We start from the raw sequence: 16,638 nt of genomic DNA on the forward strand, positions 1-16,638 counted from the left end.
ATTATTGCAAAAATGTTGTGATTTTCATATCTAGTCTAGGTATTCATAATGGATCAGGAGTCGGCAAATACAAAAGGGATTTTAAAGTTCTAAGCATAATATGGAAGTGTAATCGATTGATTAGGTTTATATAATGGGATATTCATGATGAAAACTGCTGGAGGTGACTTACATGCTGGAAAAGAAAATGTGTATTCTATAATCTATATATGTAGTCTCATCAGATAACAGATTTATTGTCTAATTGAGTAGCCCGTTCAAGAGTGAAGTATGTCATAAAAAGTAATCAGACATGGGAATAAAACACCAAACAAATACTTATTCAAAAACCAATAATTGATCGCTACCATTCTTTACTAATGGTTACATTTATGGGTTTAAACTGGAATATATTTATATTATAAAATAGGCGTTACTTCTTTTCAATATATATATGGGGATTTCTTTATAAATATAAAATTCTTCAGTTTATCAACAGGCGAACACTTCTTATTTTCATACTAAAAACCCCTCTGGTTTATCTAAAACCAGAGGGGTCAAACTTTCCGACTATATTTTAAGTTTACCGTGAATTATTTATTCCTATTCCACAGTCACACTCTTCGCAAGGTTGCGCGGTTTATCAACGTCACAGCCGCGGTGCAGTGCAGCGTAGTAAGCGATCAGCTGCAATGGCACAACAGAAACCAGCGGAGCAAGCGCAGGGTTGACTTCCGGCAGGATGAACCTGTCGTCTGCGTCTTCTAAGCCTTTCAGCGAGATGATGCAAGTGTTGGCGCCGCGGGCTGCGACTTCCTTCACGTTTCCGCGGATGCTCAGGTTGACGTGTTCTTGTGTCGCAAGCGCAAAGACCGGTGTTCCTTCTTCAATCAGAGCGATTGTTCCATGCTTCAGCTCGCCGCCGGCGAAGCCTTCCGCCTGGATGTAAGAAATCTCTTTCAGCTTCAGGGCGCCTTCGACACAAACGAAGTAGTCGAGGCCGCGGCCGATGAAGAAAGCGTTTCTTGAAACAGTCAGGTACTCACGCGCGATCATTTCCATTTCGTCCTTCTGGTCGCAGAGAGCTTCCATGGCATTTGCCGCGATACCTAATTCTTTGACTAAATCAAAACCGATATCAACGCCGTTGCGTTCTGCTGCAACGGACGCAAGGATCGCGAGGACGGCAATCTGAGCCGTATACGCTTTTGTTGATGCCACGGCGATCTCAGGGCCTGCGTGCAGAAGCAATGTGTAATCCGCTTCACGGGAAAGCGTTGATCCCGGAACGTTTGTAATCGTCAGCGCTTTGTGACCCAGCGCTTTGACTTGAACAAGCACGGCACGGCTGTCCGCTGTTTCTCCGCTTTGAGAAAGGAAGATAAAGAGCGGCTTCTTAGACAGAAGCGGCATGTTGTAAGAGAATTCACTCGCTACATGCACTTCAACCGGTACGTTTGCCCACATTTCAATATATTGTTTCCCGACAAGACCGGCGTGGTAGCTCGTTCCGCAAGCCACGATATAAATGCGGTCCGCTTCCGCCACGGCGTCAGCGACATCGCCCGCCACGGCCAGTCTGCCGTTTTCGTCCTGATACGTTTGGATGATTTTGCGCATAACAAGCGGCTGCTCATCCGTTTCTTTTAACATGTAGTGAGGGTATGTGCCTTTTTCGATATCACTGGCGTCAAGCTCAGCGATATAAGACGCACGTGTCATGACTTCACCGTCAAGGTTTTTAATCACGGCTTCGTCTTTTGTCACGATCACCATTTCTTTGTCCAAAAGCTCAACGTATTCATTCGTTACTTGAAGCATAGCCATCGCGTCAGATGCCACGACGTTAAACGTATCTCCAAGACCGATTAACAGAGGGCTTTTGTTTTTTGCAACGTAAATGGTGTCTGTGTTTTCACCGTCAAATAATGCAATTGCGTAAGAGCCTTTTAACAGAGTCAGTGTTTTACGGAACGCTTCTTCTGTGCTGAGTCCTCCCGCCACAAATTGCTCAATCATTTGAACGACTACTTCAGTGTCCGTGTCGCTTTTCAGTTCAACGTTTTCAAGATACTCGCGCTTCAGCTGAACATAGTTCTCGATCACACCGTTATGAACAAGTGTAAAGCGGCCGAGTGCGCTTTGATGCGGGTGAGCGTTCAGGAAGCTTGGTTCGCCGTGAGTCGCCCAGCGTGTATGGCCGATTCCCGCTTGAGATTCAACCGTGTGATCCACCACTTCACGAAGGTCGGCGATGCGGCCTTTTTCTTTGTACACATGCACGCCCTGCTCATTCGCCACAGCGATACCGGCAGAGTCATAGCCGCGGTACTCCAGCTTCTCTAATCCTTTTAACAAAATCTCTTTCGCATCAAGCTGACCGATGTAACCTACAATTCCACACATATTTTCTTCCTCCTAAAGGTGTAAAAGGAGACGAAGAAAGTCAAATTACAAGGGGACTTTCAATCGTCCCCTCCCACATGTTTTTTTGGAAGATCATGTGATTTCTCTTTGTTCGGAGAGTCGCCCCTCCGGTTTGAAGAAATCCTTACGGCTGTGATCTAAATGAATCAGCCGGGAGGCATCCGCCGAAAATTCGATAACCTCCATCCTCGTCAACTAAGCCGTTTTTCGGGCGCTTAGTTCGGGCGCTGTAATTATAAAAGATGCAAACAATCCCGCCTTTCCTGCAAGTGAAAAACAAAGGCTGAACAAGCTTGATTTTACAGCATGTGCCAAGGACGGTCAATTATTTTTTGCCGCCCCGGCATCATGTTTACTATCATTTTATGCTGATCGCACTTGTCTTGTTCGCTCTCTGCTTATAAACTTCGCTACTCCGCTCCCATTTCTGTCCGCACGACATCCACGATTTTTGTGACATATTCGTCACAAAGCTCTTTTGTTCTCGCTTCCGCCATCACGCGTACGAGCGGTTCGGTGCCTGACGGGCGCACTAAAATCCGGCCGTCTCCGTTCATTTCTTTTTCCACTTCAGAAATCACGGCCTTCACCTTAGCGTTTTCTTCTACCTTATATTTATCCGTCACTTTCACGTTCACTAAGAGCTGCGGGAATTTTTTCATTTCATCCGCAAGTTCTGAAAGGGTTTTGCCGGACGCCTTCAGCGTATTCACAAGCATGATCGCGGACAAAAGACCGTCGCCGGTAGTGTTGTAATCAAGGAAAATAAGGTGCCCTGACTGCTCGCCGCCGACATTATAGCCGTCTTTTTTCATCGCTTCTACGACATAGCGGTCGCCGACTGCCGTTTGAACGCTTTTGATTTCTTCTTTTTCAAGCGCTTTGTAGAAACCGAGGTTGCTCATCACGGTCGATACGACGGTATCATCCTTCAGACGGCCTTCTGATTTCAAATACTTCGCGCATATGTACATGATCTGATCGCCGTCGACGATGTTTCCTTTTTCATCAACGGCAATGAGGCGGTCGCCGTCTCCGTCAAACGCAAGGCCGATATCGGCGTTTTTTTCTTTGACGAAAGCACTCAGCGCTTCCGGGTGTGTAGAACCGACGCCATCATTAATGTTTAATCCGTTCGGAGACGTCCCCATTGTAGATACGTCAGCATCGAGATCGGCAAAAAGGTGCGTCGCAATGGAAGATGTCGCACCATGGGCGCAGTCAAGCGCTACATGAATGCCCGTAAAATCTTCGTCCGCCGTCTGCTTTAAAAATTGCAGATACTTTTGAACGCCTTCAAAATAATCGTTCACAAGCCCGAGGTCCGCGCCTGTCGGTCTCGGCAGCTTATCTTCCGGTTCATCCATGAGACGTTCAATCTCGGCCTCCTGCTCATCAGAAAGCTTAAAGCCGTCCCCTCCAAAAAATTTAATTCCGTTATCCTGTACGGGGTTGTGAGAAGCGGAGATCATGACGCCCGCCTCAGCATCCATGGCTTTCGTTAAATAGGATACCCCCGGCGTAGAAATAACGCCGAGGCGCATCACTTCAGCTCCGATCGATAAAAGTCCGGCGACAAGGGCTCCCTCCAGCATATGTCCGGAGATACGTGTATCACGGCCGATCAGCACTTTCGGGCGCTGCTTATCTTTGGTCAGGACATAACCGCCAAAACGCCCCACTTTAAAGGCCAGCTCTGGCGTAAGCTCGCTGTTGGCAACACCTCTTACACCATCTGTTCCAAAATACTTGCCCATTTTGTATCGCTCCTTTTTCATTCTGTTGAAGAAGAATCAGCGCTTGATCCGTCTTCATCCTGGTCTTGATTTTGATCCTGGTTTTGACTTTTATTCTGATCGCTGTCAGTGTCGTCTTCCCGGTTCTTGTTCTTGTCTTTGTCTGCGTCTCCGCTTGTGCCGTTATTATTGCCGGAATCAGCGGAGCCGCCGTCATTTTTATTTGAACTTGTGTTTTTCTTAGAAGTCAGCTTGATCTTAACCGTGTCTTTTGACAGGGACCATGTGACGTTTTGCGGGCCGTTTACTTCAAGCTTTACAGAGTGCTCTCCGTCATCCAAGTCCGAGACATTGGCATACAGTTCAATGTCCGACTTTTTCAGCGCCTTAATGTTGGCGGGAGAGCCTTTGGCCGTAATATTTATCGCCTGCGATTCAGGGTCGAGAAACTCAATCTGCTGTGAGCCTCCCAGTCCGACCGTCTTGATTGCGACATTGTCAAAATCCTTTTTGTCTTCACTGTCCACTTTAACATGAAGCGTGATTTTTTCCGGTGATACCTTAGTGACACCCTTAGGAAGCGGGATATCGGCATTGATATCGGTATCTTTATCAATTTTGCCTAAATCAAGAGATACGCCGTCAATAAATTCCAGTGAATCCAGCACATCCTGCGGGCCGTAAACCGTCACCTCACTCGGATTCGAGTCAATGCTCGCAACACTCACCCCGTCCGGAAGACTTCCCTTTCTTTCGATTTTGAAAGGAAGCTTTTTGCTCGGACTGGCTACGGGAACCGTCACTTTAATGACTGACGGTTCAACATCAACAGGAAGTGCGTTGCCGTCTTTGTCATAGACGGTCACCTTCACTTCCTTTTCAATGGTCTCATTTGCATTTTCAAGGTTCACGGATGCTTTGACAAGTGAAATGTTATCAATCACATTTTTCGAACCTGTAATCTGCACGTTTTTCGGGCTGATAATCGGCTGCTGAGGGGTATATCCCTTTTTCATTTTGCTTTTATTGTAGTATTCAACTTCCACGGGAAAACTCTCAGCCGTTTTTTCCTGAATCGTAACCGTCGTGACTGATGGGTTAATGGAGATCGTCAGTCCGTCCGATACGTTTTTCGCCTTCAATTCGACCTTATGAGTCCCGGTCTTCAGCTTATTCATATCGGCGTATATCTCAAAATTCTTCGTCTGTCTCGCCTTTTTCACCGCGCTTGTCGAGCCTTTAATCGTGACATTTACCGTCTGGGGCACGCCGGTGACGACATAGTTCGCTTCATCGTAGTATGCTTTTACAGGAATATCAGTAAGCGTAGCCTCGTCAGTCGTTGATGTCGGAAAAAAGGATTCCCCCGGCTTTTTCGGAGTCGGCGCCTGGTTGTTGTTAACCGCAACGTAAAGCAGCAGCGCCAAGAGCAATGCAATGATCTTTACAGCCCAGCGGTTGTTTAAGAATTTATCCATTTTTCTTGCCCCTCCAGTACCAGCGGTTAGAAGAAGTGTCTCTGGCGTTCTTCTTAAACTCGGCTTCAAGCATTTCTTTCAGTTCTTCTTCCGTCAATTCTCTGTGAAGGTCTCCGTTTTTGGCCACACTGATGGCGCCCGTCTCTTCAGATACAATAATGGTTAAGCTGTCCGTCACTTCACTGATGCCGACAGCCGCTCTGTGACGCGTCCCCAGCTCCTTTGAAATAAACGGGCTTTCAGAAAGCGGCAGATAACAGGCTGCCGCCGCAATCTCGTTATTTTTCATAATGACCGCTCCATCATGCAGCGGTGTATTCGGGATGAAGATATTAATCAAAAGCTCCGAGCTGACCTGCGCATTAAGCGGGATGCCCGTCTCAATATAATCGCCCATTCCCGTATCGCGCTCAACGGCGATGAGTGCGCCGATGCGGCGTTTCGCCATGTAGCTGATCGATTTTGTAATCGCTTCAATTGTCTTATGCTGCGCTTCTTCCACGGGGGTTCCGCTCCTGGAAAAGAACCGGCCCCGTCCGAGCTGTTCAAGCGCCCGTCTCAGCTCAGGCTGGAATATAATGATGATCGCTAAAAATCCCCATGTTATCGCTTGGTCCATCAGCCACTGAAGCGTGCTGAGTCCCAAATATGAACTGGCCATCCGGACCAATACGATGACGACGATTCCTTTTAAAAGCTGAACCGCCTTCGTCCCGCGTATGACCATGATTAATTTATATATCACATACCAAACAAGGAGAATATCAACGGCATTGCCGAGGTATTGCAAAAATGGGATGTCCTCAAAAGCCATTTCCTCGTCCTCCAAGAATTCAGTCATTTCGTTTTTTCCGTTATGAATTGTGCTGCATGAGCAATATGTACATCATATAGCGTGCTCATTATACCACATTTTGATTTCTCAAGTGAAATGGGCCGGCACGGCGATGCACAAAAAAAGAGTAAAGCGATTATACGCTTTACTCATCTTCATTCGGGTCCAAAGCGCTTACGACGCCCTGGCCCGCCGATTTCAGTTCGTACCAGACCCAGTCAAACAATTGGTTAATCTCTTCAATCTGCCCGGTGACTTGTCCGGCTGAGGCCATGTATTTTTCTCCGTTGACGACGGTCACATTGCCGTCGACTTTTCCTTCAATGAACAGCTTGCCGTTTTTTACTGTGACATCGCCCTTTACGGTCTCGCCTTCAGGGACGGTGACCGTGTGATTCTGCACGATAAGGTTCGGCTGTTTGGACACACTGAAATTGTGATCATTATGCCAGCTGTTGAAAAAACCGCCGCCCATTAAAATCACAAAAACCGCTGCGGCTGCAATCATCGGATGAGTTTTGATCCATCGTTTTACAGAAGCGCGTTTTTTCTCTTTTGGAAGATTCGCCATAACTTTGGCAGTAAAATCAGCAGGGGCCGTGACATGCGATGTGCTTCGGACGAGTGCTACGGATTTCTCCATTTCATGAAAATGCCGTTTGCAATTCCCGCATGACTGCAAATGTTGTTTTAATACGTTTTCATCTTCAGGAAGGATATCTCCATCAAGATGCTTATGCATAAGCTGCACGATCTGTTCAGGACAGCTCATTTCATCACCCCACTTAAAGATCCCTCAATTGTTTTCTAAGAGCCTCTCTGCCTCTGTGTATCCTTGTCTTGACGGTGCCGACAGGGATATTCAGAATCTCCCCGATTTCAATTAAAGAGAGTTCGTCAATATACTTTAATACAATAACTGTTCTGTACTTGTCCGGCAGCTTTAAAATCTTTTTCTGAATTGTGTCCGACAGCTCCAATGACAATACGGCGTCTTCAGGGAGAACCCCGTCTGCGGCGATCTGCGAATACATCGTCAGACCTTCTGCTCCCGCTACTTCTGCGTCCAGATAGTAATCAGGCTTTTTCTTGCGGATGCGGTCAATGGTCAGGTTGGTCGCAATTCTGTAAAGCCACGTTGAAAACTTTCTGTTGATATCGAAACTGTCGATATTGACATACGCTCTGATAAAAGCTTCCTGCGCAATATCTTCCGCTTCGTGAACATTGCCGAGCATGCGGTAGCAAAGCTGGTAAATCTTATCTTTATAAAGGTCAACGATTTCTGCAAACGCATTTTGATCGCCTTTTTTGACTTGCTTGATTCTTTTTTTAATCAGGTTTTCCATGTTTTATCTTACCTCTGCCCTTCACCGGTCTGTATCTATACGTTGATTGTTTTAAAAGGTTTCATTTTTTATTACATTTATTTTACCAAATTTCAGGCAGGGTGTAGATGGAAAATACAGAATATACTGCCTTAACAGCAGCTTAAAAATAGTATATCTGATGAACAATCAAAAATCGAAACAAAATGCTGATAAAAAAAAGACACCTTTATGCAAAAGGTGTCTGATACTGGGCTAGCTGGATTCGAACCAACGCATGACGGAGTCAAAGTCCGTTGCCTTACCGCTTGGCTATAGCCCAAAAATGGTGGAGGGGGGCAGATTCGAACTGCCGAACCCTGAGGGAGCGGATTTACAGTCCGCCGCGTTTAGCCACTTCGCTACCCCTCCGTATTTTTTTGGAAAACAGTGCCGGCCAGAGGACTTGAACCCCCAACCTACTGATTACAAGTCAGTTGCTCTACCAATTGAGCTAGGCCGGCAAATATGGTGGAGGATGACGGGCTCGAACCGCCGACCCTCTGCTTGTAAGGCAGATGCTCTCCCAGCTGAGCTAATCCTCCATATGACCCGTACGGGATTCGAACCCGTGTTACCGCCGTGAAAGGGCGGTGTCTTAACCGCTTGACCAACGGGCCGCTGTGTCCGCGTCGAGCTGACAAAAGTTATTATATACAGGTTGTACCCCATTTGTAAAGAGAAAAATTATTTTTTTTATTTTCAAACTTTTTTACCCGTTTTTTAACTGAAAAACTCATCCCTCCTCTCTTATTTCATTTATGATGAAAGTATCAAAATATTGAAGGGAATGGACACAGATGATCTTAGTCAGCTCTTGTCTCGGCGGTATCGAATGCAGATATAACGGCTCTCACGCCGCTTCGGAAAAAATCCGCAGACTCGTAGAAGAAAAGAAAGCTGTTATGGTCTGCCCCGAACTTTTGGGCGGCTTCACCACTCCCCGCGAACCGGCGGAAATCATCGGCGGCACGGGTGAAAACGTGCTGAACGGAACGGCAAGAATCGTAACGGCATCAGGCGAAGACGTTACGGCTTTATATATGGACGGCGCGGAAAAAACGTTAGCATACGCAAAAGAAATAGGCGCCGCAACAGTCATCCTTAAAGAAAACAGTCCGTCCTGCGGCAGCAGCTTTATCTATGACGGCACTTTCTCAGGAAAAAAATACTCGGAGACGGCATCACTTCCGCTCTTTTAAAACGGGCAGGCTGCCGTGTTCTATCAGAAGATGAATTGGATCAATTATAAAAAAGGAGAGTAGATATCATGGATGTAGCCCTGTCCTTTTATAAACCGGAGCATGCAGACGGGCTGAACGGGTTTGTGCTGAGTGAAGAAGATAAAAAGTTCACAGCTCTGCCGATAGATGTCCTGCCGCAGGCGCTTGTCATCCGGGATCGCTACCCGACAGTCATTTTAAAAGAAGACCGTCCCGTCGGTTTTTTTATTTTACATACCTCAAAAGAAACCATTGCCCCGTATTCGAACAATGTGTCTGCCATTTTGCTGAGTGCGCTGTCATTACATGCGCCGCATCAGGGAAAAGGTTATGCCAAACAAGCGATGCTGCAGCTCCCCGCTTTTGTCGCAAATTATTTTCCTTGGTGTGATGAAATCGTGCTTGCTGTAAACCATCGCAATCAACGTGCAAAGAACCTGTACCGGTCTTCCGGTTTTATTGACAAAGGGCGGCGCAGGATCGGCCCGATCGGTGAACAGCACATTCTGCATCATTTTTTGTGAAAGCGCTTGATTATTCATCTCATCCCTGCCGATTTTTCTTGAAACATCTATTCAGAAGCCCATATACTTCAAGTATTAACGACTTGGGAGGGTACAATCATGACAGACCGGCTTAACATTCACAGATTGACCACAGAAACCAGAAACCCGCAGACCGCTTCAATCCATCAGGCAGACACGATGGAAATTCTCCGCATCATTAACGAAGAGGATTTCAAAGTGGCTGAAGCCGTTCAGCAGGTGCTGCCCGATATTCAGATTGCCGTTCAATTCGCCCATCAGTCCTTACGGCGAAACGGCAGGCTGATTTATGCGGGAGCGGGCACAAGCGGCAGACTCGGTGTACTGGATGCGGTTGAATGCCCGCCTACATACAGCGTAAGTCCCGACACCGTCATCGGTCTGATGGCCGGAGGGGCAGACGCCTTTTTGCAAGCGGCTGAAGGTATAGAAGACAGCGAGGAAACCGGCGCTCTCGATCTCAAAACGATCGGGCTTACCGCAGAAGACACCGTGATCGCCATCGCGGCAAGCGGGCGCACGCCGTATGCGGCCGGTGCGCTGAAATATGCAAAAACAATCGGCGCCAAAACCGTCGCGCTCACATGCAATAAGGACTCATTGATCAGCACCTTTGCCGATCACAGCATTGAAGTCATTGTCGGCCCCGAAGTGATTACAGGGTCAACACGAATGAAAGCCGCGACGGCACATAAAATGATTCTGAACATGATTTCCACGGCCGTGATGATTAAAAGCGGCAAAGTGTACGAAAATTTAATGGTGGACGTTCATGTCAGCAACGAAAAATTGAAAGAACGCGCCATCGGCATTATCCAAAGCGTCACTGGCGTTCCGTACGACAAGGCAAAAGAAACGCTTGAGGCCGCAGGCAGCCATGTCAAAACGGCAATCGTCATGCTGAAGACGAATTCGGACGAAACACACGCGAAGGCACTGCTCAAAGAATCAGAAGGATTCATTGATAAAGCCATTGAACAGCACGTTTCAAGAGAAAAAGAACGCTGATCGTTCTTTGGTGAAAAATAATGTGCTTTTACGAGCCCGCGCCGTTTTCATGTTCGGCGCAGGCGCTTTTAGGACGCGTTTCAGGCATAGCTCCCCGGGAAAAATCGTACGGAAAAAGGAGGATCTCCATGAGCAAAGAGGCATTTTATCAGTCACTGGCCAAAGATATCCTGGACAATTGCGGCGGTTCAGCGAATATTTCAGGCTTTACCCACTGTATGACACGCCTGAGGATTACACCTTTAGATCGGGACAAAACGGATATTGAGGCGCTGAAACGGCTTGATGGGGTAATAGGCGTCGTCGAAGCTGAAACACTGCAGATCATTCTCGGCACGGGTGTCGTCAATCATGTCGCCGACGCTTTCGCAAAACTTATGCCATCCGGAAAAAACATTGATTTAAAAGAAGCCGCCTCACGGAAAAAAGCCGATCTCAACAGAAAAAACACCACACCCATCAAATTGTTTCTGAGAAAAATATCAAGCATCTTCATTCCCCTTATTCCCGCACTCATTGCATCAGGTTTAATCACCGGTATTACGAAAGCCGTCATTCAGGCCGGCTGGCTCCCGAAAGAATCTCAAATCGCACTTATTTTAACGGTTATCGGTTCAGGCTTGTTCGCTTACCTCGGCGTCCTTGTCGGCATCAATGCGGCGAAGGAATTCGGCGGGACACCCGCGATGGGCGGCCTTGCGGGCATATTGATCCTTAACCCTGAGATCGCCAATATCAGTTTGTTCGGAGAGAATCTGCTCCCTGGCAGGGGAGGATTAATCGGCGTTCTTTTCGCTGCGGTTTTTATCGCTTATACCGAACGGTTTATCAGAAAGTACGTCCATCAATCCATCGACATTATCGTCACGCCTACATTGTCTTTACTTATCACCGGGCTGGTGACATATGTCGTTTTTATCCCTGCAGGCGGTTTTATTTCTGATCTGATTACATCAGGTTTATTGTCGCTGCTGAATGTCGGGGGAGTGCTCTCAGGGTTTGTACTGGGAGCCGCCTTCCTGCCGCTTGTCGTCACCGGCCTGCATCAGGGCTTGACTCCCGTACATTTGGAATTAATTCGATCAATCGGAGATGACCCGCTTCTTCCGATTCTCGCGATGGGAGGCGCGGGTCAAGTAGGCGCGGCCTTCGCCATCTTTATGAAAACAAAAAAAGCCTCATTAAAAAGAGCGATCGGCGGCGGACTTCCATCCGGTCTGCTCGGAATCGGAGAGCCGCTCATCTTCGGCGTCACGCTCCCGCTCGGCCGGCCGTTTTTGACAGCGTGTTTAGGGGCGGGAATCGGCGGCGCTTTTCAAGCCCATTTTCAAGTGGCTACTTTTTCAATCGGTGTCTCCGGCCTTCCGCTCTCGTTTCTCGTACAGCCGGCTCAAATCGTTTTGTATATCATCGGTCTCTTCATCTCTTACGCGGCGGGCTTTGTCTTCACTTATGCATTCGGATTTAAGGATGACATGGCTGCTGAATTTGAATAAACCGGGAGGGATCAGAATATGAAAACACTGACAGCCGCCGTACTCACAATGGTCATCAGCCTCTCTTTTCTGCCGCAGCACAAAGCCGAAGCCCAATCCAAATTATACGACGCAGCAAAGCTCAGAAAGGTTGATCAAATGATTGAAAAAGACATCGCAGCCAGGATTCCCCGGAGCCGTCCTCGTCGTCGTAAAGGACGGACGGGTGATCAAAAAGAAAGCATACGGCTACAGCAAAAAATATGACGGGAACACCCTTTTATCCCGTCCGAAAAAAATGAAAACATCAACCATGTTTGATTTAGCTTCCAATACAAAAATGTACGCGGCCAATTTTGCACTACAGCGACTCGTCAGCCAGGGAAAGCTTGATGTGTATCAAAAAGTCTCGGCTTACCTTCCTGATTTCAAGGACAGAAAAAGCGATCCGATTCAAGGAAAAGACCGCATACGCGTCATCGATGTGCTCCAGCATCAATCCGGTCTGCCGGCAAGCTTTTATTTCTATCAGCCGGACACCGCAGGCCCTTTATATTCACAAGAACGGGATAAAACGATCCGTTTTCTCACCCAAATCCCGCTTGAATACAAGCCGGGAACAAAACACGTATACAGCGATATCGGTTACATGCTTCTCGGCTGCATCATTGAAAACATAACCGGAAAAACCCTTGATACCTATGCGGAACAAGAACTGTACAAACCGCTGAAACTGACGCACACACTGTTCAATCCGCTGCGAAAAGGTTTTAAAGAAAAAGCATTCGCAGCTACTGAACGTTTAGGCAACACACGTGACGGAGTCATCCATTTCCCTCACATCAGGACGTATACGCTGCAGGGGGAAGTTCACGATGAAAAAGCATTTTACTCAATGGGAGGAGTGTCCGGACACGCCGGGCTGTTTTCCAGAGCTGATGATATGGCCGTCCTACTTCAAGTCATGCTGAACGGCGGCAGTTATAAACATGTTTCTCTCTTCAATAAAAGAACGGCCGATTTGTTCACAACCGCGGCATCCTCTGATCCGACATTCGCTCTCGGCTGGCGGAAAAACGGCAGCCCGGATATGGAGTGGATGTTCGGACCTTATGCAAGCAGGCAGGCATACGGCCATACGGGATGGACCGGCACCATCACGATTATTGATCCCGCTTATAAGCTGGGGATCGCACTTTTGACCAATAAAAAGCATTCCCCCGTCGTCAGCCCCGGTGAAAACCCGAATGTTTTTGAAGGGGATCTTTTCCCGACCGGAAGCTACGGCAGCGTCATAAAAGCGATTTATGAAGCCATTGAATGACAACCCATGTCTTTTGTCCAAACTATGACGGCAGGAGGGCACCATTATGAAACTTTTCATCTCAGCTGTATTACTGTTGTTTATTGTTTTCGGCACGCATCATGCATCGACAAAACCGGATATTCCGTCACAGGCGGAACAAGCGGTATCCCGTATGACATTAGATGAAAAATTAGGGCAGATGCTTATGCCTGATTTTCGTAATTGGCAAAAAAAGGGGCAGTCATCACCTGAGGCTCTTACCCAAATGAATGACGAAGTCGCAGGGCTTATTCAAAAGTACCGGTTCGGCGGCGTTATCTTATTTGCAGAAAATGTAAAAAATACTGAGCAAACGGTACGCCTGACAGATGCCTTTCAAAAGGCGAGCCCTGACATTCCGCTATTATTAAGCATTGATCAGGAGGGCGGCATCGTAACTAGACTTGGTGAGGGCACTCATTTCCCAGGCAATATGGCGCTCGGGGCTGCTAGAAAAACAGCCTACGCGTCCCAGACCGGCGCCATTATCGGGAAAGAACTGAAAGCACTGGGCATTAATACGAATTTCGCTCCCGTTCTCGATATCAATAATAATCCCGGAAACCCTGTCATCGGCGTCAGGTCGTTCAGTTCAGACCGTGATCTGACAGCTTCACTCGGCCTTGCCTCAATGAAGGCTCAGCAAAAGCAGAATGTCGCTGCCGCCGTCAAACATTTCCCGGGACACGGCGACACGGATGTCGACAGCCACTACGGTCTTCCGCTTGTCACCCACAATCAAGAAAGGCTGCGTCAGATTGAACTTTATCCGTTCCGGCAGGCCATTCAGGCCGGAGCTGATATGATCATGACAGCCCATGTGCAATTTCCCGCTTTTGACGATACAACCTATAAAAGCAAGCTGGACGGTTCAGATATCCTCGTACCTGCCACACTCTCGAAAAAAGTGATGACTCATCTTCTCCGTGAGGAAATGGGATTTAACGGCGTCATCGTTACGGATGCATTAAATATGAAAGCCATTGCCGATCATTTCGGCCAGGAAGAGGCGGTCGTCATGGCAGTAAAAGCAGGAGTCGATATTGCCCTGATGCCGGCCCAAGTGACATCGCTGAAAACGGAAAACCGCTTTGCCCGGGTTCATTCCGCTTTAAAACAGGCGGTGCAAAAAGGGGAAATTCCGCTTCAGCAAATTAACAAATCAGTTGAACGCATCATTTCCCTGAAAATAAAACGAGGGATATATCCCGCACCGAAAGAGACAAATCTGAAAAAGAAGATTGCAAAAGCAAAGAAAACCGTCGGCAGTAAAAATCACCTGAAAACTGAAAAACAAATCGCGGAAAGATCCGTCACCGTCTTACAAAACAAAAACCGCACGCTCCCATTCAAACCGAAAAAGAACAGCCGCGTTCTCATTGCCGCTCCTTATGAAGATCAAACAGCGTCAATGGAACAAACCATCCGGCAGCTCATCAAGAAGAAAAAAATCCGGCCGGTAACCATCAGTAAAATGAACTTCGCCGAGCGCACATTTCATGATGAACACAAAAAGCTGGTATCCGACGCGGATTACGTGATTACAGGCTCATATGTCGTAAAAAATGACCCTGTCGTAAACGACGGCGTGATTGACGATTCCGTCACAGATCCCGGCAAGTGGACGACTGCATTTCCGCGGGCCGTCATGAAAGCCGCACAATCGAACCAAAAACCCTTTGTGCTGATGAGCCTGCGTAATCCTTACGACGCCGCGAATTTTGAAGAAGCTGAAGCCCTTATCGCAGTCTACGGCTTTAAAGGATATACAGACGGACAATTCCTCCAGCCAAACATTCCGGCAGGCATTGAAGCGATATTCGGACAGACAACACCGCAAGGCAGGCTGCCCGCTGACATTCCTTCCGTCACGCATCCGGGAACGACACTGTATCCTTATGGTTTCGGTATCAATCTGAAGACCGGAAAACCGCTTTAAACAGGAGGGCTGATTATGAAAACACATACGGCTGCACTTCTCGCCGGACTTGTCGTCATCAGTGCTATGACGGCAGTCTCGGCGGCTTCTGACAGAACCCTTCATACCGCCAAGAAACCAAGCATCCAAACAGGGATCGACCGCCTGCTGAAAGATTATAAACAGGAACTGAAGGGAAAAAGGGTCGGGCTGATCACCAACCCGACCGGTGTGAACGCATCATTGAAAAGCAGCGTTGACGTGCTGTATGAGGCGCCAGACATCCACTTGACGGCATTATTCGGACCCGAGCACGGTGTCCGCGGCGATGCTCAGGCCGGAGACAAAGTCACATCCTATATAGACGAAAAAACAGGGCTTCCCGTCTACAGCCTATACGGGGAGACGAGGAAACCGACGCCTGACATGCTGAAAGATACAGATGTGCTGATTTTCGATATTCAGGATGTCGGAACGCGATACTACACCTACATTTATACAATGGCCTATGCCATGGAAGCGGCCAAAGAAAAAGGCATTCCTTTTTATGTCTTGGACCGGCCGAATCCGCAAGGCGGACGAAATCCGGACGGCCCGGTTCTTGAACCGGATTACGCTTCATTTGTCGGACTGTATCCGATCCCGCTGAAGCACGGCATGACGATCGGTGAGCTTGCTCTTTTATTCAATAAAGAGTTTCATATTGGCGCCGACCTCACCGTCGTAAAAATGAAGCGTTGGAAGCGGACGATGACGATTGAAGATACCGGTCTGCCGTTCGTCCTCCCTTCGCCAAATATCCCGACCCCGGACAGCATATTCGCATATTCGGCGACAGGACTAATCGAAGGCACAAACGTGTCCGAAGGAAGGGGCACGACAAAGCCGTTTGAACTTATCGGCGCGCCTTATATGAAAAGCACCGAGCTCGAAGAACGCCTGAACAGTCTCAAGCTTCCGGGCGTCACCTTCAGAGCCGCTTCATTCATCCCCAGCTTCTCCAAGCACCAGGGCAAGCTGTGCCACGGCGTACAAGTCTACGTAACAAACAGAAACACATTTGGAGCGGCAAAAACAGGGCTCTCCATTCTGAAAACCATGCATGACTTATATCCGAATGACTTTTCATTCTTGCCGACAGGCTCTTTTGACAAGCTGATCGGTAACGGCTGGGTACGCAAAAAAATAGAAAAAGGCGCTTCCATTGAAGACATCACCGGCACATATCAACGCCGGCTGGACCAATTCAAAACTCTAAGAAAACAATACCTCATATACTGACAACATTCGTGTTACACGTGT

The 16,638-nt window shown here is 47.8% G+C and carries 11 protein-coding genes, 5 tRNA genes and 2 pseudogenes; 7 read left to right on the plus strand and 11 right to left on the minus strand.

The genetic code is table 11. The features are described 5' to 3' along the window. Nucleotides 1–582: 582 nt before the first annotated feature. The 11 genes from glmS to MJQ52_RS10460 form a co-directional block, all read right to left on the minus strand. Nucleotides 583–2,385, minus strand: coding sequence for a glutamine--fructose-6-phosphate transaminase (isomerizing) (gene glmS / locus MJQ52_RS10410; RefSeq protein WP_003156758.1), 1,803 nt, complete (start codon nt 2,383–2,385; stop codon nt 583–585). Nucleotides 2,386–2,816: 431 nt separating this feature from the next. After that, nucleotides 2,817–4,163 (minus strand): phosphoglucosamine mutase, encoded by a 1,347-nt coding sequence (gene glmM / locus MJQ52_RS10415; RefSeq protein ID WP_007408011.1) that lies wholly within the window; start codon nt 4,161–4,163, stop codon nt 2,817–2,819. A gap of 17 nt (nt 4,164–4,180) precedes the next feature. Continuing rightward, nucleotides 4,181–5,620 carry a CdaR family protein gene (locus tag MJQ52_RS10420; protein WP_109955158.1) on the minus strand — a complete coding sequence of 480 codons (1,440 nt, stop codon included), beginning with the start codon at nt 5,618–5,620 and terminating at the stop codon, nt 4,181–4,183. Then, complete coding sequence (cdaA, locus tag MJQ52_RS10425) at nt 5,613–6,434, minus strand: diadenylate cyclase CdaA (RefSeq protein WP_065180898.1); 822 nt, start codon at nt 6,432–6,434, stop codon at nt 5,613–5,615. Before cdaA ends, MJQ52_RS10420 begins: the two co-directional genes overlap by 8 nt. A gap of 166 nt (nt 6,435–6,600) precedes the next feature. Further along, the gene (gene rsiW, locus MJQ52_RS10430; protein ID WP_065180897.1) at nt 6,601–7,227 is read right to left on the minus strand and encodes an anti-sigma-W factor RsiW; all 627 of its coding nucleotides are present in this window, start codon (nt 7,225–7,227) and stop codon (nt 6,601–6,603) included. A gap of 13 nt (nt 7,228–7,240) precedes the next feature. Further along, nucleotides 7,241–7,804, minus strand: a complete 564-nt coding sequence (sigW, locus tag MJQ52_RS10435) for an RNA polymerase sigma factor SigW (protein ID WP_003156766.1) — start codon at nt 7,802–7,804, stop codon at nt 7,241–7,243. 229 nt (nt 7,805–8,033) lie between these two features. Then, nucleotides 8,034–8,105: transfer RNA gene (locus MJQ52_RS10440), tRNA-Gln, on the minus strand. Nucleotides 8,106–8,109: 4 nt separating this feature from the next. Continuing rightward, a tRNA-Tyr gene (locus MJQ52_RS10445) sits at nt 8,110–8,194 on the minus strand. 19 nt (nt 8,195–8,213) lie between these two features. Next, nucleotides 8,214–8,286, minus strand: a tRNA-Thr gene (locus MJQ52_RS10450). 5 nt (nt 8,287–8,291) lie between these two features. Continuing rightward, nucleotides 8,292–8,367: transfer RNA gene (locus MJQ52_RS10455), tRNA-Val, on the minus strand. A 3-nt stretch (nt 8,368–8,370) separates the two neighbouring features. Next, nucleotides 8,371–8,442: transfer RNA gene (locus tag MJQ52_RS10460), tRNA-Glu, on the minus strand. Nucleotides 8,443–8,622: 180 nt separating this feature from the next. Between MJQ52_RS10460 and MJQ52_RS10465 the strand changes: the two are divergent. The 7 genes and pseudogenes from MJQ52_RS10465 (at nt 8,623) to MJQ52_RS10495 (ending at nt 16,617) form a co-directional block, all read left to right on the plus strand. Continuing rightward, nucleotides 8,623–9,074: pseudogene (locus tag MJQ52_RS10465) on the plus strand (DUF523 domain-containing protein). Between the two features lie 18 nt (nt 9,075–9,092). Then, complete coding sequence (locus MJQ52_RS10470) at nt 9,093–9,569, plus strand: GNAT family N-acetyltransferase (RefSeq protein WP_014304238.1); 477 nt, start codon at nt 9,093–9,095, stop codon at nt 9,567–9,569. Between the two features lie 99 nt (nt 9,570–9,668). After that, complete coding sequence (gene murQ / locus MJQ52_RS10475; RefSeq protein WP_077721709.1) at nt 9,669–10,598, plus strand: N-acetylmuramic acid 6-phosphate etherase; 930 nt, start codon at nt 9,669–9,671, stop codon at nt 10,596–10,598. Nucleotides 10,599–10,726: 128 nt separating this feature from the next. Next, nucleotides 10,727–12,094: a PTS transporter subunit EIIC gene (locus tag MJQ52_RS10480; protein WP_015388766.1), complete on the plus strand. Its 1,368-nt coding sequence runs from the start codon at nt 10,727–10,729 to the stop codon at nt 12,092–12,094. An 18-nt stretch (nt 12,095–12,112) separates the two neighbouring features. Continuing rightward, nucleotides 12,113–13,397 (plus strand): annotated as a pseudogene (gene pbp4b, locus MJQ52_RS10485) (penicillin binding protein PBP4B). Nucleotides 13,398–13,443: 46 nt separating this feature from the next. Next, the gene (locus MJQ52_RS10490) at nt 13,444–15,357 is read left to right on the plus strand and encodes a glycoside hydrolase family 3 protein (protein WP_094247290.1); all 1,914 of its coding nucleotides are present in this window, start codon (nt 13,444–13,446) and stop codon (nt 15,355–15,357) included. Nucleotides 15,358–15,372: 15 nt separating this feature from the next. After that, entirely contained in the window at nt 15,373–16,617 is a 1,245-nt protein-coding gene (locus tag MJQ52_RS10495) for an exo-beta-N-acetylmuramidase NamZ family protein (protein WP_094247291.1), read from the plus strand. Nucleotides 16,618–16,638 lie beyond the last annotated feature (21 nt).

The organism is Bacillus sp. jun7 (assembly GCF_051034795.1).
Taxonomy (GTDB): Bacteria; Bacillota; Bacilli; order Bacillales; family Bacillaceae; genus Bacillus; species Bacillus velezensis.